This window comes from Pseudoxanthomonas sp. SL93, from assembly GCF_026625825.1.
Taxonomy (GTDB): domain Bacteria; phylum Pseudomonadota; class Gammaproteobacteria; order Xanthomonadales; family Xanthomonadaceae; genus Pseudoxanthomonas_A.
In genome coordinates, this window is sequence record NZ_CP113065.1 from 946,747 (window position 1) to 963,495 (window position 16,749).

The window sequence follows — 16,749 nt, forward strand, 5'->3', positions numbered from 1 at the left end:
TCGGCCGCTCACAGGGACTGTACCGATGTTCCGCATTCCTGGGCGGTTCCATGGCTGAAGTGGTGTCCACTATGTGTCCATGACGGCGTACACCGGATGGCGCATCAGCACAGAGCACGGACGTGCTGTTCGATACAGGGCCACTTCCTGCCGCTCAGAATGAAGCTCCATTCAACGTGTGCGTACTGTGGAGGAAGCTCGCACTACAGGATTCTTAGGGGCTCCAAAGTGTTCTGTTGCGAGGCCTGCGGCGCCACCTTCGCCAAGCGCGACAAAGCAGAGAACACCCCGTATCTGCAGATTTCGCCGGCACAATTGTCTTTGAATGAGGCGTTAGTCTCGATCACGGAGAACGTTGCGATCCCCGGTGTCTTTCCCAGCCAACCTGCGAGGGCGGGAGGCACGTATCGTGTTTCCCTCGCGCAGGACGTATCGATTCTCTACGGCGAACTGCAGTTCCAGGCCGCCCAGCCACTATCCCGCGTGAGCAAGGTGCTTTCGCGCTACTTCAGGTTTCGTCCCCTACAGCACCGTCAACGCCCTGAAGTTCACGATGTAACAGTAAGGCGCCTGCTGGAACAGGTGGCTTTCCTGGCCATGATCTCGGGCCATCGCTGCCTGTCCGCACCGAGCAACCAAGTCGATCCGCATTTTGCTTCCTGCCCGGTTTTGGAGGCTTTCGTCTATTGGAGAAAGCACCTCGCCTTACTAGACCAGAATGTATCCCACTCAATGGAGTCGGATCTGCAAGCCTCTTACTTGGGACTCTGCCTTTCAATAGCCTGGTACGCTCAAGAGCAAGCGGCTATTGCGGGCATCCCGATGACGCCCCACGCGCTAGGCGAATGGCTCGACCCAGAATTCACGCATCAAAGCCTTAGTCCTGACTGCGATTCGACACCACAAGGATTGGACCACCAGTTTCAATTTTTCGCCATTAATTGCACAGGCGATCCAGAATGGGCGCGACGATCCCGTCAGTTCAGATCGGTGTCTCGCCGGCTCATATCTCGCATGGATCAAGCCGAGGAAGCGGACTGGCTCATGGACTGAGATTGGAACTAGGCATCCGCCAACCGTCTCGCGTAGCCATCAGCACGTTCTTCTTCGGAAAACCTTGGTCACTCTAGGTGGGCAGCGTCGCTTTTCCCCCAACGTGTTCGAGTGTTGGCACCTCCTTCCAAAACTTGTCTCCCAAAGCGGTAGCCACATGTGAGAAGCTCTTTGCGAGAGCGCAATCTGGTAACGAATCGTAAGATCCAAAGCAGAATTCGATTCTTCTCGATTTCAAAGCCATCTCCAAGCGGTAAGGCAGCTCGGTCTCAAGGATCAGCTTCAGTAGTTCGTGATTTCCAGGGTGCTGGGCAGCCATATTCTTCATGGTGCGCACCGCCGCCCAGCATGCGTAACGCCACTGACCGAGACTGTAACGCTGCACATCCGCCATCAAGGCGCTAGCACTGCTTGCAAAGTATACGCGCTCCAGTTGTGAAATCTGGAGCTGGTGCCGGAGGCAAGCTTCCGCCTCGCCCATGAAGAGTTCCCTCCAAATCCGCAACCAGCCGTTCGCAAATGAGGGATCTCGACCTTGTGTCGTGAGGAATTCGATCAGCTGGCTGCGAAGCGACCTCCACGGGATGGTCCAACTGTACGACCATGCCAGTCCTTCTACCGAAGTCGTATTGATCAATGCCGCGCCATCGTTACGAATGATGCCCAAGGCATCCAATCTGTTCAGGAGGGATGCTGTCAGCTCACGCGATGATGAAACGCGCACGGGAGTTCGCGTGCGCTGTGATTCAACCAGTGCCAGCAGCTCCAAGGAACCGCGGCCGCCCAACGTCTCGACATCCTGTATCCGCGGCGCTTCTGGCCTCACGTCAGAGCCGAGGCGTGGACCGTTTGCCACGTTTGCTCTTTGCATATCCGAGCATCCAAAACAGGCGAGGTCGCGTCATTGCTGGGGAGTGGATGTACTCGAACGTGAGACCTCGTTATGGCTGGCAAGCTGAGCAACTTCAGTGAGCCTGAGCACGTCGAAGTAGACAGTCTCGCAGAAGTGAATCGTCAATTGCTTTAGCAGGCTGTCTCGCAGGGCTGCAGGCCCTAGGGCGGAGGCGGAATCATCCAAGACGAAATCGGCAACCGATGTCAGGCAATCTGCACCTCCGGATACCTTGGGACGCGTCACCATCCAGCTCAGCGTAACTTCAATCATGTCTTGCCTCGTCCTCGCGGGTCGCGAGGCTGCCAGGGAAGGCCGCGATGGGCCCGACCAAACGGCCGTACCCTTCCACCCCTATGGAAATTGCTTTCATCGCAGAATGCTACCGAAAATAGTGTAGACCAATAGTAGTGCACTTCTTAGCTTGCGTGGGTGCCTGCCGCTCTCGCCCCTAGTGCCATTTATCCCGTAATCCGTGCTCACCGGATTGCGCTTGGCTTGAGCCAGGAGGCCTTTGCTGATCAGATTGGCATGCACCGGACCCAGTACGGCGCCATCGAACAGGGGCGCAAAGACTGCCGTCTGTCGACCCTGTTAAGGATTGCGCACGCGCTTGATGTCGACCTCTGGGAGCTTCTGCAGAAGGCAGATCATGCGGTATTGCATCGACGTCCCCGGGGCCATGGATAGGACGCGGCTTCCTCGTCTGGACCAATGCCGCCCGAACTTCAAGTCGATCAAGCCAGTCTCGTGAAGGCATGAGACTCATTCGCGGGAGTATGCCGGCCAACTATCGAGAACTTGCGATGTGGCCCTTTCTCTTCCAAAGAATGGTGACGGTTGGTCCACGGGCGAATGCCGAGCTTTGACAGAAGCGGGAAAATTCTGAGTCCGCCCCCGCCATCAGCAATTCACACTGATCTCTGGAGCCAGTTCGGCAGCCTGATTTGCGGGCCGCCGCTACTTGGCCACCGGGCACGCCCACAACCTCGACAGCACCAGCAGCGCGAGGATGGCCAGCTGGCCCAGAAGCCGCCGTACAACGCCTGGATCCAGGATGGGCGTGTCGTTGATGCTGGGCAAGACCTCCCCGGCGGAAGCCTGGTAGCCATTCGTGAGTGGACGGCGGCAGGCGGCTATGCGGCCAAGTTCCAGCATACGGATGCACTGGGCAGCCCGGTGGCTGTGACCAATCAGGCAGGTACGCTCCTCGAGCGCAATGAGTACGAGCCTTATGGCGCGGTGATCAACAAGCCCAACTACCAGGGGATCGGCTACACGGGGCATGTGCAGGATGCGGTCACTGGATTGACGTACATGCAGCAGCGGTACTACGACCCGCAGGTGGGATTGTTCCTTTCGGTTGATCCGGTGACGGCTTTTAGCAATCCGGTGGGGACTTTCAATCGCTTTCGTTACGCAAACAATAACCCCTATCGTTTTATTGACCCGGATGGACGCGCTGTGTGTCCGAAAGAAGAACGCGGTTGTGTCGATTCGCCCCGAACTGAATCAGGAACTACCCCGCAGCTTGGGCCTTCCTCAGAGCAGCGCGCTGTAGATAGCCAGGTCAAAGCTGCATCCGATAGCGGCCGACTTTCTGATGGGACGAAATTGGATTTCTCTGGAAGAGAACAAGGCTTCAAAGCTTCAGCTGACGGCACCTCATCTAATCCGATGCAGACAGGCTGTGCAAAATGCAGCGATGGCTCAAGAAGAGAAACTGGTTCGTATAACAAGGGCGCGCTCGGTCCTAATGAAAGCGGTGGACATACCCACACCAATAGAACGTCCGGGTTGCCAGGTCCAGAAGATGGCCGTCTGGCGAATGCTACCGATAAGTCCGCATATGTAATATCTGAACGCGGGGCATTCAGCGTTGAAAAAACAGAAGTAGGCTATCGGATCAGAACGATTGATGGTGCTGCGCCAAGTAGTACGGAACGTGCAAAGATGAGGCTTATCATTGATGGCTGGAATCAGAACCAAGGAGGCTCAGGGATCTCATGTTCTGCCATACAGTGCTAATAGCCGTAGCGATTGCTGCTTGTGCTTTGTCGGCATGTGCACATCAGCAAGAGGCACCATCACTTGGAAGTTGTTCTGCTGGCGCACAATGTGCAATGGAAGGAGAACTGCAATTGCATGCGGGCGAGCCAGCATGGGTAGCCGTGCTCCAATCAGGAAACAAATGCGCCAAGCTGGCATTGCCAGATAGCTTTTATTCTGATGCTGAGCAGTGGAGAGGGAAGAAGGTCAGTGTGTCTGGCCGCGCCTTCCAGCAGCCGAGCTTCGAGCAAAGTGGTGATGCGGTGCCGTTCTGGTACACGGAGAAAGATCGAAAACTAGCGTTGGGAGTGTGTGACGATGGCATCGGTCTTTATGTCGAATCGATGCGGTCCCAAGCTGGGAAAGCATGGCCATGATGCTAATAGCATAGATAGACTATGGAAGAACAAATCCAGCCATACGGCGGACCGTCTAGTTGAATGGTTCTTGCGGTTGCGCTGGTCAACGTCAGAATTGCGGCGGCTGAGCGGCAACATATGGGCTGGACTGCTGGGCCTTTAGTAAACGTGACTTGAATGGAGGCGCGCGGGACGGAATTAGAATGGTGACGCTGATCATTACGACGAGCCTACAGAGATTTGCGGGGACTAGTTGCTACTGTCCGATGTCACCAATCGGCGCACCTCCGCGCCAGCCTTATTGGGACATCGGTGTATTTATATGTACCGGCCGGCTTGGCCGCATCGGCTCGCAGGTCGTGACTGAGCAGTGATAAGGATGGAAGCACAATAAGAAGATGAGCCCAAGGAGGCCCGTTTCTGCAACACTGAGCTGTAGGTGAGCCTTGGCTCGCTGCTCGCCTGGCTCCGTGACCATGGCCCGGAGTCTGTTTATCGTGCTAGAGGGCACGAAGTCGTAAAAGTGAGTCTGATTGTGAGTCAATTCAGGCAGGTTACTTGCTTAAGTATATCAATATCAATTACTTATCCTTAACTTTCGATTGAGGCTCCGGGCACCAATTCTCACTCACTTGGTTTATGCAGTTTGCCGGCGATCCCGTTAGGAATTTTCGCGCTAGACGCAGGTGGCAAGCGCGAAACGACGTCCCCGCGCAGCGCGCTAGCGCGGGTCCAATAGGCTGGCAGCCGGGTGGTCCGGCGCAACCCCGGCCTGGAAGTAGCCGATCACGTTGGCGACCGAACGGTGATCGGCCATGGCCATTAAGTTGGGCAGAGCAATGCCTTGCCGCGCGCCTTCGGTGACGAACCCCGAGCGCAGGCTCTGGCCACCAAAATCGCCTTCCAGCCCCACCAGCGCGGCACGCCGCTGCACGAGGGCCGCCGCCGCGGCCGATGAGAGGCCAGCGCCCACGGTTGACTCCCCCCACGCGGCTGAAGATCGGTCCGTCGGTGTGGCCGGCGCGGGCCAGACAGTCGGCCAATTCTGGGCGGCCAGGCCCATGATCAACGGGCCTCAGAGCACGTGTAATCGGAACCGCTTTTGCTGAAGTCGGCACCGCCGCGGAAAGCTGTCTGCCAGTTGGTACTAGTGGGCGGCTGTGTGATTAGGGATCGTTACAGAGGGTAGGGCGACTCGCGTGAGCGCGGCGAGCCCGAAGGTGCTGACCGGCTTCCCGGAATCTCAGACACCCTGAGATGTTGCGAACTTGCGATTTCGTGCTCTTGATTGCGGTGCGGTCCGCTCAAGAATTGTAGCGGAGAAGCCCAGGAAGCATCCTTATCAGTAGGACTGAATACGGTCATGGCAGAGCTGAAGACTTCCGCTCCAAGAGCGATCTCCATGGTCCCAAGTCCTATTTTCGGGGGTGAGGTAGTGCAGGGTGTACTCGCACCCACCCAGACGGCCAAGAGGAACTCTGGGACATCCCCCTCCAGTCGATGTAATCCAGATCGTTCTGCCGAGAACACATGCTGAACTCGGACAACCCCGATATTGTGTTCTGAATGGCCACATCAATCGAAATCGGGAGCTTCACCTTGACCATTTCATCCATCCCGACCTCACGAGAGCAGCTGTGGGCCCTGCTGGCCGAGGCTGCAGAGATCGAGCATCACCTGATGTGCTGCTATCTGTATGCGGCCTTCAGCTTGAAGCAGGAGGCTGATGCTGGCCTATCGAGCGAGGATCTTCCTTACGTCCTCCGCTGGCGCCAAGAGATCCTCGGTGTCGCCATTGAAGAGATGGGACACCTGGCCATGGTGTGCAACATCCTCTCGGCGATAGGTGCCCCAGCGCACCTTGCACACCAGAACTTCCCCATTGCGCCTGGCTACCATCCTGCCGGCGTGGTGGTGAAGCTGACACCCTTCAACCCCAGTACGCTTCAGCACTTTATCTTCCTCGAAAGGCCGGAAGACCATGATGTAGCGGACGGCGCCGGTTTCGAGCCGCCACAAACCTACCACCGCTTGACCAACATGAATCGCCTAATGACGGTAGGGACCGACTACGTAACGGTAGGTCAGCTATACGCCATCATCGCCCTAGGAATGACGTCCCTAACTGAGAAGCTGGGGGAGAAGGTGCTTTTCTCTGGCAATCCCGAGCATCAGCTCGATGAGGCGACGGGTCGCTTGCCGGGCCTGAAGGTCGTCAGATGCTTAGCTACGGCTCAACAGGCCCTCGATGCTATCGTGCGTCAGGGTGAGGGCGCCGCAGCGTCGGAGGAGCGGTCTCACTATCAGCGCTTTATCGCAATTCAACAGGAGTACGAAAGCCTCGTAGCGAGCCGGGATGATTTTCAGCCAGCTTATGCGGCGGCCGAAAATCCAGTAATGCGCATACCTCCGACGCCCGAGGGCAAGGTCTGGGTGAACTGCGAGCCTGCATCCAGCTTGATCGACCTGGGAAACGCCCTGTACAACCACTGCCTGAGGTGCTTGTCCTTGGCATACAGCGGCGTTGGCCGATCTACCCAGGCGTTGCTGGTCCGAACCAGTATCGATCTGATGAAGTTCCTGTCCCCCGTCGCCTCACGCCTCGCGCAACTGCCCGCTAACCTAGAATACCCAGGCGTCACGGCAGGAGTCAGCTTTGCCACAATTCGATCATCAGCTGCGCTACTTGGAGACGTCACGAGCTTAGGAATTCTTGCAGAACGGCTCGATGAGATCGCCGGGCGCTGCGAAAGACTCGGACAGAACGCCGCCGGCCAAGACGATGTACTCACTGCTACCCGGGATGGCGTAGCTCACTTGGCGACGAGGCTCAAGGCACATGTGGCCGGCGCTGCGGAGCACGGCGCCATTGCAGAAGGGGCCGAGCAGTTAGCGCCTCCGGTAGCAGGTGCGCGCTCTCACGCAGCGCTCGCCTCTGAGGGGAGTCCTCATACGCCTGTAGTGTCTATCGCTGGTGGTCCACCTCAGCCCATTCCAATGTCCGACGGCTACGAACGGATACCGGGGCCTGACATCGACCTCATCTACTCAGGAAAGCGATGCATCCATGCGCGATACTGCGTAACGGGTTTGCCAGGCGTGTTTATGGCCAACGTGGTGGGTCCTTGGATCAATCCCGCCGCGGCCAGCACGGAGGATCTTGTGACCGTGGCTCACATGTGTCCTTCGGGGGCGATTCAGTACAAGCGTCATGATGGAGGGCAGAACGAGCAGGCGCCCCCGGTGAACATCCTGCGCGTGAACGAGAACGGACCCTTGGCGCTCCGAGCCGAAACCTGGATCGACCAGGTGCCGGCGGGCATGAGGCTAACGCTGTGCAGATGTGGTGCCTCCGCCAACAAGCCCTACTGCGATGGAAGCCACAACACCATCAAGTTCCGGGCTAGCGGGGAGCCAGATTCCAGGCCCTCGGATCCGCTCGCGGCTCGGGGTGGCCCCTTGTTCATCGAGCCCGAGCTCAACGGTCCCCTGAACGTTACGGGGAATCTCGAGGTCTGCACGGGCACCGGCAGAACCGTGGATCGGGTTCGGACTGCTCGGCTATGTCGGTGCGGAGGCTCAGCAAACAAGCCGTTTTGCGACAACAGCCATCGAGCCAACGGATTCCGTAGCTAGGACCTCGTTACCGAGCGTATTGCTATGGCTGCTGAGTCGCCGCCCAGATCAATCCGAACATCGAAATGGCTAGCCCTATCCATTGCCACATCGTGGGCCATTCCCCGAGCAGCGGAATTCCCATGAGGATGGCCAGGGGCGGGTGCCAACGCGTGGAAGAGTGCGGCGCGTGCAGTCCCAAGCAGTTCGATGGCGCGGGAGAAGGCGTACAGCGACACAACAACCGACAGGATACTTTGAACCAGCTCCTGAATCACTAGGTCACTGATATCCGCGGAGGCCAGCCTGTGAAGGCCGCCGCCGGTGATGTAGATGGGGGCATACACCATCGCAGAGATCATCATTATGGTGATCGTGGCTGCGAAGTCATTCAGCTCCGATGCGCACGAGCGCGGTATACACCGCAAACATTGGCCCGCTAGAGCAAAGAGGGCATCTCCTCGCCATGCTCCATAAACTGCATCCAAGAGCCCGGAGCCGGCCACAGCAACGAGTCCAACCCGCAGAGTAAGCAGGCCGGAAATCCTCGTGGCGGAGAGCCTGTCGGCGAACCAGAACGAGGCGATCAACATGCCCCGCCATGGTGATCACGCCCAGTTGTATCACCGCCCCGTGAGCGAGCGGGGCATACAGGTAACCCTAACCGGTGGCCAGCACAAATAGTGGGCCGGCAAACACCTCGAGCAGAGCTGCACGCGGCCAGCCCAACCCCGCAAGGGTCGCGGGCTGTCGGGGCAGAAGGAAGGGCAGCAGGACCAGTGCCGCTGCGGAGAGCCTTAGGAACGTCATGTCCGCTGGCAGCAGCCAGGTTTCAATGCCGAGGTTAGAAACGGCAATGAATGCGCCCCAGATGGCAGCCGCTATCACTCCAAGCGAGAAGCCCAGTCGAACGGGCGTTAGCATGCTTTCCAAGGAGGAAGCAGCGGGTCGATGGTGGTGAAATTCGAGTTCATCACAAAGACCACTTTTGAGATGAAAGGATGGGGCTGACGAGGCGTAGCGATCAGACGCCCTACGCGACAAGGACTTGTAAGAATTACTTAAGTGTTGACCCATACCCCACGCCGCAAAAAGGGAGCTCTATTTGGTAATTCGGATTACTGAGGGAGAGTTTCGGCTGGTTGCGGTACCTGTCGTGATCTTGCGAAGAGGTCGCCTCACAGCCATCCGCAACGTTGACTGCGTTTCGGGAGAGGGCTAACTAGAGAGGAACGGCGCGGGCAAGAGAAGGCTTTCCTGGGCTCACCTACTGACGTCGCTACCCATCGATTCAATCGAGAGGCCGCACATGAGTCAGATCCCCCCGATGGTTCCTGGCAGTCCTCCAGACGACCTGCAGCACGCTGCGCCCGACGACGAGTCCCGTCGGGACTTCCTGATTGCGGGAAGCACCGTGGCTGGTGCAACGCTAATCCCGTTGTCATCCCTGACGGCCGCACCGGCGCAAAGTGATCCGCAAAGCAGCGTCCGGCGTACACCCCTGACGATCACAGTGAACGGCGAGCGCCGCGCTATGCAGGTGGACAACCGTCAGTCCCTGCTGGACTTGTTACGGGAGTCCCTGCAACTTACCGGCACGAAGAAGGGGTGCAATCAGGGGGCTTGTGGTGCGTGCACAGTGTTGGTGGATGGACGCCGGATTGTCTCGTGCCTCGCCCCAGCCGTTCTCTATGACGGCGCAGAAGTGACCACGATTGAAGGGCTTGCCGTCGGGGACCGACTCCATCCGCTGCAGCAGGCCTTCATCGATCATGAGGGCTTCCAGTGCGGGTACTGCACGGCGGGTCAGATCATGTCCGGGGTGGCATGCATCAAGGAAGGACACGCGACCTCAGAGCAAGAAGCCAAATATTGGATGAGCGGAAATATCTGTCGATGCGGTGCATACGCGGGTATCAGCGCTGCGGTGGTAGATGCCGCCCAGAGGGAGCAGTCATGATTCCTTTCACCTTATCTCGAGCAAAGAGCGTCGATGACGCGGTCAAGCTGGCGGGCGAGGGTGGCCGCTACATTGCGGGCGGCACGACGCTATTCGATCTCATGCGCGAGGAGGTCGAGAAGCCACAGTCGCTGGTCGACATCAACTCGCTTCCTCTTGACTACATTCGGAAAGAAGAGGACGAACTGGTGATTGGGGGACTGGTCAGGATGTCTGACATGGCCGCCAACCCGGAAGTCAAGCGACATCACCCGCTGTTGTCGGAGTCATTGATCGAGGGCGCATCTCCTCAACTGAGAAATATGGCTTCGATCGGGGGGAATCTTCTCCAGCGCGTTCGATGCCCCTACTTCCGCATGCGGGATGTGGGTTGCAACAAGCGCCAACCTGGCTCCGGTTGCGCCGCCCAGGATGGCCTGAACGCAGGACACGCAGTGCTGGGAGCCAGCGAGCATTGCGCGGCCACCCACCCGTCGGACGTTGCGGTGGCTTTGATAGCGATGGATGCCACGCTCCACGTCCAAGGCCCTTCCGGCCGGCGAAGCTTTCCCGTCGAAGAGCTATTCCGGCTACCCGGCAGCACTCCTCACCTGGAACATACACTGGCTCCCGGCGAGTTGATTGTCGAGGTTCGGGTGCCTTTAGGGCCGCATACACGGCGCGCCCGCTACCTGAAAGTCCGTGACAGGGCCTCTTACGAGTTTGCATTGGTCGCAGCCGCAACCGCCCTCCACATTGAAGGTGGCGTTGTCCGTGATGCGCGGGTGGCTTGTGGAGGCGTGGGCACCCGACCATGGCGGATGCGCGATGTCGAGAGGCTGCTGGTCGGTGAGCGGCCATCTCGTGAGTTGTTCGAGAGTGCAGGGGAGGCGGCGACATCGGGCGCAAAAGCACTTCACCACAACGGCTACAAGATCCCGCTCCTGGCGCGGACCGTTACGCGCGCCCTTGAAATGGCGAATGAGGTGGCAGCATGAGCGCGCTGATTGGAAAAAGCGAGAAGCGGGTCGATGGCCGAGACAAGGTCACCGGGCGTGCCCAGTACGCCGGTGATTTTCACTTGCCAGGCCAGTTGTATGGCGTGGTAGTGCCTTCAACGGTTGGTCTGGGACGGATCCTGAGTATCGATTCTGCCGCGGCCCAATCCCTGCCTGGCGTGGTCGCGGTTATCAGCCACCTGAACGCCCCCAAGTTGCCCTACAAGCCTCATAAGGCCTTCATCGACCCTGCGGTGGGTGAGCGCCTGCACATGCTTCAGGACGCCACTGTCCGCTTCTATGGGCAGCCTGTCGCGGTGGTCGTCGCGGACTCCTTGGACAATGCCGAGCGAGCGGCGAACGCATTGAACGTGCGCTATGAGCGGCAGAGACCCATTGTAGATTTGCGCGATCCATCGCTACCCACAGTCGTACCGACAGCGATGGGAGAAGAGGCCGCCAAGCATCGAGGGAACATGGCCGCTGTCGTCCCTGACATTGTGACCGTCGAGGAGGACTACGACATCGCGCGCGAGAACCACAACCCGATCGAACTCCACGCCACCTTGGCAGCATGGAATGGTGACAAGCTCACCCTTTGGAGCAAGAGTCAGTTCGTGGTCAACGAGCAGGCGGAAATCGCGGCCATCTTTGGAATCGAACCGGCCAACGTCCAGGTCATCAGTCCGTTCATCGGTGGCGCCTTTGGTACCAGCCTGCGCACATGGCCACACGTCACGCTGGCTGCCCTGGCGGCCAAGCTCACGGGACGTCCGGTGAATGTGACGCTCTCACGCAAGCAGACTTTCTATACGACCGGCCACAGGCCCTTAACGCTGCAACACCTGCGGGTGAGTGCAACCCGCGATGGCCGCCTCACGCATCTCGAGCATCGGGGTGTGGGCGAGACCAGCCGCTACGAACAGTTCGCGGAAGCCTTGGTGAACGCCACCAACTACATGTACTCCTGCCCCAATCTCAAGGTGGACTATCGCCTGCAGCCCTGCGATACATCCACGCCAACCTACATGAGAGGCCCAGGAGAGGCCAGTGGGATCTTTGCGCTTGAAACGGCGCTTGACGAGCTCGCCTACAAACTAGATATGGACCCCGTCGAACTGAGGCGGCGAAACGAACCAAAAATCGACGAAGGGAACGGAAAGCCGTTTTCCAGCAGGTCTCTGCTGCGGTGCTACGAGGAGGGTGGTAAGCGATTTGGTTGGTCACGCCGTACGCACAAGCCTGGTTCAATGAAAGACGGGCGCACGTTGATCGGCTGGGGCATGGCATCGGGTACGTATCCGGTTTGGTTCATCCCGGCGAACGCCCGGGCACGTATCACTTCTGGCGGTCAGTTCGAGGTAGAGGCTGCTGCAAGCGATATGGGACCTGGCACGTACACCTCTATCACGCAGGTCGCCGCCGAGACGCTGGGCGTCCCGATGGAAGCGGTTCGATTCCGTCTTGGCCAGTCAGACTTTCCCCCTACGCCACCGCATGGCGGCTCCATGACCATGGCTTCGGTTGGCTCAGGCGTTCAGAGCGCCTGCAGAGCATTGCGGGCCGAACTGATCAAAGTAGCTACCACGGCTGACGGCTCACCCTTCCGGGGAGCCAACCCGGAGTTCCTGTATTGGGGTGAAGGTTCGCTGCGGCAGCGCGAGAAGGGCGGTGAACTTACCTATGAGCAGCTTGCGAGGCTCGCCCCGGCGGGCTTGAGCGCCGACGGTACGGGAGGGCGCGGGGAAGAGGCGTCGAAGTACTCGATGCACGCCTTTGGTGCCGTCTTCGTGGAGATAGGCATTGACCCCGATGTGTACACCATGCACATCCGCCGGATGGTGGGCGCCTATGGCGCCGGAAGGATCATCAACCCTCGGCTGGCAACCAGCCAGTGTGTGGGCGGCATGGTCGGCGGCATCGGCATGGCGATCATGGAGGCAACAGTACTGGATGCCCGCGATGGGCGCCCGATCAATGCGCACATGGCCGACTATCTGATGCCCGTCAATCTGGACATCGGCGACATGCAGGTCATCTTCGTGGACGAGGAGGATCCTTACGTGAATCCGCTGGGGGTAAAGGGGCTGGGTGAGATTGCCTTGGTGGGGGTCGCGCCGGCGATCGGCAACGCGATCTATCACGCGACAGGGCAACGCATACGAAACCTCCCCATTCGCATCGAGAATCTGCTGCATCACGCTTGAGCGTGCACATGGCTACGTCCGCCCCGGCATGGCCGTCCTGGCCTGTCCATGGCTTGGTCGATGACGTCGTGCCCCTCATGCTGCAGTGCGCGGCGGCCCAGGAGCCGTTCGTCCTGGCCACGTTGGTAAAAGTGGTGGGTTCCTCGCCGCGTCAGGTGGGGTCCGAGTTGCTGATCACGCCACGGGGTGAGATTCACGGTTACGTGTCAGGGGGTTGCGTGGAAGCTGCGGTCGCCGCAGAGGCCCTGCAGTGCTTGAAAGATGGCTTGCCCCGCCTACTTGCCTACGGAAAGGGAAGTCCTTACATGGACATCCAGCTCACATGTGGCGGGCGGATCGAAGTGTTCGTCAGGCTCGTCGAACCTGGAAGCCGGTGGCTTGCGTGCCTTGCCGCTGCCAGGGCAGGGCGCCACGCCGTAGACGTCTTCACCCACCTGGACACCGGCGCCATGGCCGTGGGAGGGGATAGCTGGCCTTCCAACCTGGTCCATCGATGCCGGTACGCGCCGCCCATCAGGCTGGTCCTTATCGGCGGCGACCCGATCACCTTGGCCGCCGCCCTGCTGGCCGGACACATGGGAATGGAGGTCGTGCTATGGCGCCATCAAGGTCCCGCTGATCCACCGCCGCAGGTGCCAGTGACGAGTTACCTCGCCGGTTCGCTGCAGGAAGGGCTGGACGCGCTGAAGATCGATGAGTTCACGGCAGTCTACTGTCTCACTCACGACCTTGATCTTGACGTGCTGGTGCTTCAGCAGGCGCTCCCCAGCGCTGCGTTCTGTGTTGGCGTGCTCGGTAGCCGCAGTAAGCGCGAGGCGCGAATACAGGCGCTGGAAGCCCGTGGCGTCAATCGTCTGTCGCTTACCCGCTTGCGATCGCCGGCGGGGCTCGCCCTTGGCGCCAAGACTTCACGTGAGATCGCACTGTCGATCCTGGCGGAAGTAGTCTTGCTATCCCGACGCCACAACATCAACCTCGTCGGTGAGGTGGCGTCAGAGCCCATCCTTGTCGCTATCTGAGCCTGGGGCAGGGTAGCCAGCCATGGAAACTCAGATGAGGACTTTCCGCTGGTGCCTCGTCTCGATCCTCTTCCAGTTTGCCGCGTGTTCCTCTTTTCGAGAGATCGATACAAGCCAAGCAGGGGATGGCACGGCCAGCGAAAAGCCAGACAAAAGCCAGGGTGAACGCCGCGGGACGCCTCCATCTGTGCGCAGCGCGGATGTCTCATGCGCTCTGAGGGCACTCGATGGCATGGCAAGCAACCAGAGAGAATCCGCCCTGCAGGCATCAGCCAAAGCAACGGCTTGCACAAGGGCTTGGTTGAAGGTAGTAACGCGGGAGCACAAACGGTGGCGCCAGGGGGACGTCGTCGTGGGTGGCGTGCCGATGGAAGTCATCCTGCGAGATGCGTCACCCAATCTGGTTGACAACTTTCAGATCATTCCCTCTGATCGGGTACCGATGCGTATGTACTGGGGAGCGAGAAAGACGAAGCCCGGCTTCGGTGTACCGGTTGTCCTCATGTCGGAACGGTGCAGCGGACGGCCCGAGTGCAAGCTGTTACCTCCTTCCGGAGTGGCCCGGTCTGCAACTGCCTGGCTTGAACCTGGCAGAGCAAGGGGCACTGCGCGCCTGGTACTGGGTCACGCCATCAGAACCAAGGGCGTTTACACAGGCTCCAACTATTGGCCCCTTGCCGAGGACAGTTCAGCGTTCTATGCAGCGGCACTGGACGACTCCCCTATTCGACGCCTCTCCATCTGGAATCTGCTCGGAGGGCGAGAGATGGGGCGACGGGCTGGAGTCTATCTGCTTGAAGACTATGACCCGAAGAAGCGCACACTGGTGATGATTCATGGCCTGGGCAGCAGTCCTGTGACGTGGGCCCGCCTGTCCAACGCTGTCTGGGCTGATCCCGAGCTTCGCGCCAGCTACCAGATCTGGCAGGTCGTCTACGAGACAAATGAACCCATCTTGGTGGCCCGACACAGGGTGAAGCAGCATCTGGATGCTGCATGGGAAGTCCTGGATCCCTCGGGGACCGCACCGGCGAGGCATCACATGGTACTCCTTGGTCACAGTATGGGCGGCGCGATCTCACGGCTGCTCATGGCTCAATCGAACGACGCCGTCTGGAATGCCGCCTTCACCAAACCCGTGGCATCCCTCGCCGGTAGCTCTGAAGATATACGGTACCTGGAAGCAATGTTTCGCTTCGATCCTTATCCCGGTGTAAGGCGCGGGGTATTTCTGGCGTCTCCGCATCAAGGCAGCCCGACCGCCGGTTCCTTCATTGGGCGAACCTTCAATCGCCTAGTGGGACGACGCAGTCCGGAGTTGGCATCCCTGCAGCGGGTCGCGGCCGCCAATGAAGAGGCGATACCGTTAGGCCTGAGAGACTACTTTCTCCGGGAGAACATCAACAGCATCACGACACTCAGGCGCGATCAGCCCGTCATGGCGGCTGCCAGAGCGTTGACCATTCCGTGCGCGACCCCATTCCATACCATTGCAGGACACCGCGCGAACAGTTCACCACCCGGCGATGGCATCGTGCCTCTCGACAGCGCTATCCTGCCTGGCGCAGCTTCAACTCTGGTAATCGAAGCTGGCCACAATGTACACGAGTACGACGAAGCGATCGCAGAGGTCGTACGCATACTTCATCTGGATCTTTCCGGAACCGCACAAGCCTCCTGCGGACTCATGCATGACGCCGATACTGGCTAGGCGTGCACCTCATGATCCGGTGGAAGGCCGAGGTGAACGCGGAGGACGTCGTATAGCCAACGGCATGGCCGACATCCTTTACGTGCAATCCGGAATGTTCCAGCAGATCGCATGCAACTTTCATCCTCATGCGCGTCAAGTATTCATGGGGTGGCACGCCCGTCGCAGCGCGAAAGGCCCCGCAGAAGTGGAACCTGCTCATGCTGACCACGTTTGCCAAGTCCTGGAGGGTGATGTCGGTGCCTATATGCTCCCTCATGTAAGAGATGACCCGTCGCACCTGCCAATGTGCCAGGCCCTTCTGCGGCTTGAAGGCCAGCGTGCCCAAGGTCGAGTGAGACCGAAGAAGCTGCAGGCACACCAGATCGATCGCATGTTCAAGAAAAAGGGTTGAGTGCATTTGCGGCCACTCAATTTCATCGCAAAGCAGCTTCATAAGCTGGAACAACTTGGGGTCGGAGTGTCCAACTCGCGCTTGGATCTCCATAGTACGGCCCTCGGCCAACTGGTCGGCACACGAAGCAAGCCTGTCTTGACTGAGTAGAACATTGGAAACTTCGATATTCCCATTGATGCTCCATGCTCCTCCTTGTCCACGCGGCGCGATCGTGACAACGCCTGGTCCTTGCGCGAGGGATACCTTCTTTCCGTCGATCACGGCCTTGACATTCACTCCTCCGGCATAGGTTGCCGCAATGACATGTTCCGACAGGGGAGGCAACCTTCCTTCAAACGAGCCGTTCTGCCAGCGACCGGTCAGCTGCGTGCCCCCTCTCAGAACGTACGGCGATACCGGCGGCGGGACGCCAACCAGGTCGCGGATACCTTCGACTGCGCTGGCTAGTGCTTGAGTCCTCATATGCGCCTCGTAGACAGTACGGCATGGCAGCCAGAAGATGCGTTGTGG

14 protein-coding genes are annotated in these 16,749 nt (G+C 59.2%); 10 read left to right on the plus strand and 4 right to left on the minus strand.

The annotated features are described in order from the left end of the window. The first annotated feature begins 228 nt into the window (after nucleotides 1-228). Complete coding sequence (locus tag OVA13_RS04360) at nucleotides 229-1,053, plus strand: hypothetical protein (RefSeq protein WP_267792586.1); 825 nt, start codon at nucleotides 229-231, stop codon at nucleotides 1,051-1,053. A 73-nt stretch (nucleotides 1,054-1,126) separates the two neighbouring features. On the opposite strand, the gene OVA13_RS04365 is transcribed toward OVA13_RS04360, so the two are convergent. After that, nucleotides 1,127-1,822 carry a hypothetical protein gene (locus OVA13_RS04365; RefSeq protein WP_267792587.1) on the minus strand — a complete coding sequence of 232 codons (696 nt, stop codon included), beginning with the start codon at nucleotides 1,820-1,822 and terminating at the stop codon, nucleotides 1,127-1,129. Nucleotides 1,823-1,954: 132 nt separating this feature from the next. Next, on the minus strand, nucleotides 1,955-2,218 hold the full coding sequence (locus OVA13_RS04370; RefSeq protein ID WP_267792588.1) for a hypothetical protein: 264 nt from the start codon (nucleotides 2,216-2,218) through the stop codon (nucleotides 1,955-1,957). Nucleotides 2,219-2,377: 159 nt separating this feature from the next. Here OVA13_RS04370 and OVA13_RS04375 point away from each other — a divergent pair, with 159 nt between their 5' ends. From OVA13_RS04375 to OVA13_RS04385, 3 genes are all read left to right on the plus strand, one after another. Then, complete coding sequence (locus OVA13_RS04375; protein WP_267792589.1) at nucleotides 2,378-2,635, plus strand: type II toxin-antitoxin system RelB family anti-toxin; 258 nt, start codon at nucleotides 2,378-2,380, stop codon at nucleotides 2,633-2,635. Between the two features lie 165 nt (nucleotides 2,636-2,800). After that, nucleotides 2,801-3,973 (plus strand): RHS repeat-associated core domain-containing protein, encoded by a 1,173-nt coding sequence (locus OVA13_RS04380; RefSeq protein ID WP_267792590.1) that lies wholly within the window; start codon nucleotides 2,801-2,803, stop codon nucleotides 3,971-3,973. Between the two features lie 95 nt (nucleotides 3,974-4,068). Further along, a complete protein-coding gene (locus OVA13_RS04385) occupies nucleotides 4,069-4,371 on the plus strand; it encodes a hypothetical protein (RefSeq protein WP_267792591.1) in 303 nt (100 codons plus the stop codon). A 703-nt stretch (nucleotides 4,372-5,074) separates the two neighbouring features. Here the strand turns inward: OVA13_RS04385 and OVA13_RS04390 are convergent. Next, nucleotides 5,075-5,326: a site-specific integrase gene (locus tag OVA13_RS04390; RefSeq protein ID WP_324288271.1), complete on the minus strand. Its 252-nt coding sequence runs from the start codon at nucleotides 5,324-5,326 to the stop codon at nucleotides 5,075-5,077. Nucleotides 5,327-5,952: 626 nt separating this feature from the next. On the opposite strand from OVA13_RS04390, the gene OVA13_RS04395 reads away from it, so the two are divergent. From OVA13_RS04395 to OVA13_RS04420, 6 genes are all read left to right on the plus strand, one after another. Beyond that, nucleotides 5,953-7,989, plus strand: coding sequence for a ferritin-like domain-containing protein (locus OVA13_RS04395; RefSeq protein ID WP_267792592.1), 2,037 nt, complete (start codon nucleotides 5,953-5,955; stop codon nucleotides 7,987-7,989). A 1,288-nt stretch (nucleotides 7,990-9,277) separates the two neighbouring features. After that, nucleotides 9,278-9,928: a (2Fe-2S)-binding protein gene (locus OVA13_RS04400; protein WP_267792593.1), complete on the plus strand. Its 651-nt coding sequence runs from the start codon at nucleotides 9,278-9,280 to the stop codon at nucleotides 9,926-9,928. After that, nucleotides 9,925-10,905: an FAD binding domain-containing protein gene (locus OVA13_RS04405; RefSeq protein ID WP_267792594.1), complete on the plus strand. Its 981-nt coding sequence runs from the start codon at nucleotides 9,925-9,927 to the stop codon at nucleotides 10,903-10,905. Before OVA13_RS04400 ends, OVA13_RS04405 begins: the two co-directional genes overlap by 4 nt. After that, complete coding sequence (locus OVA13_RS04410) at nucleotides 10,902-13,112, plus strand: xanthine dehydrogenase family protein molybdopterin-binding subunit (RefSeq protein ID WP_267792595.1); 2,211 nt, start codon at nucleotides 10,902-10,904, stop codon at nucleotides 13,110-13,112. Before OVA13_RS04405 ends, OVA13_RS04410 begins: the two co-directional genes overlap by 4 nt. Nucleotides 13,113-13,417: 305 nt before the next feature. Beyond that, a complete protein-coding gene (locus tag OVA13_RS04415; RefSeq protein WP_267792596.1) occupies nucleotides 13,418-14,131 on the plus strand; it encodes an XdhC family protein in 714 nt (237 codons plus the stop codon). 367 nt (nucleotides 14,132-14,498) lie between these two features. Next, nucleotides 14,499-15,842 carry an esterase/lipase family protein gene (locus OVA13_RS04420; protein WP_267792597.1) on the plus strand — a complete coding sequence of 448 codons (1,344 nt, stop codon included), beginning with the start codon at nucleotides 14,499-14,501 and terminating at the stop codon, nucleotides 15,840-15,842. On the opposite strand, the gene OVA13_RS04425 is transcribed toward OVA13_RS04420, so the two are convergent. Then, complete coding sequence (locus tag OVA13_RS04425) at nucleotides 15,817-16,701, minus strand: helix-turn-helix domain-containing protein (RefSeq protein WP_267792598.1); 885 nt, start codon at nucleotides 16,699-16,701, stop codon at nucleotides 15,817-15,819. The genes OVA13_RS04420 and OVA13_RS04425 overlap by 26 nt on opposite strands. Nucleotides 16,702-16,749 lie beyond the last annotated feature (48 nt).

Coding starts and splice junctions, on each gene's coding strand:
- OVA13_RS04370 (WP_267792588.1), bottom strand. CDS start 2,218: ATGATTGAAGTTACGCTGAGCTGGATGGTGACGCGTCCCAAGGTATCC.
- OVA13_RS04380 (WP_267792590.1), top strand. CDS start 2,801: ATGCCGAGCTTTGACAGAAGCGGGAAAATTCTGAGTCCGCCCCCGCCA.
- OVA13_RS04385 (WP_267792591.1), top strand. CDS start 4,069: ATGGAAGGAGAACTGCAATTGCATGCGGGCGAGCCAGCATGGGTAGCC.
- OVA13_RS04400 (WP_267792593.1), top strand. CDS start 9,278: ATGAGTCAGATCCCCCCGATGGTTCCTGGCAGTCCTCCAGACGACCTG.
- OVA13_RS04405 (WP_267792594.1), top strand. CDS start 9,925: ATGATTCCTTTCACCTTATCTCGAGCAAAGAGCGTCGATGACGCGGTC.
- OVA13_RS04410 (WP_267792595.1), top strand. CDS start 10,902: ATGAGCGCGCTGATTGGAAAAAGCGAGAAGCGGGTCGATGGCCGAGAC.
- OVA13_RS04415 (WP_267792596.1), top strand. CDS start 13,418: ATGGACATCCAGCTCACATGTGGCGGGCGGATCGAAGTGTTCGTCAGG.
- OVA13_RS04420 (WP_267792597.1), top strand. CDS start 14,499: ATGGAAGTCATCCTGCGAGATGCGTCACCCAATCTGGTTGACAACTTT.
- OVA13_RS04425 (WP_267792598.1), bottom strand. CDS start 16,701: ATGAGGACTCAAGCACTAGCCAGCGCAGTCGAAGGTATCCGCGACCTG.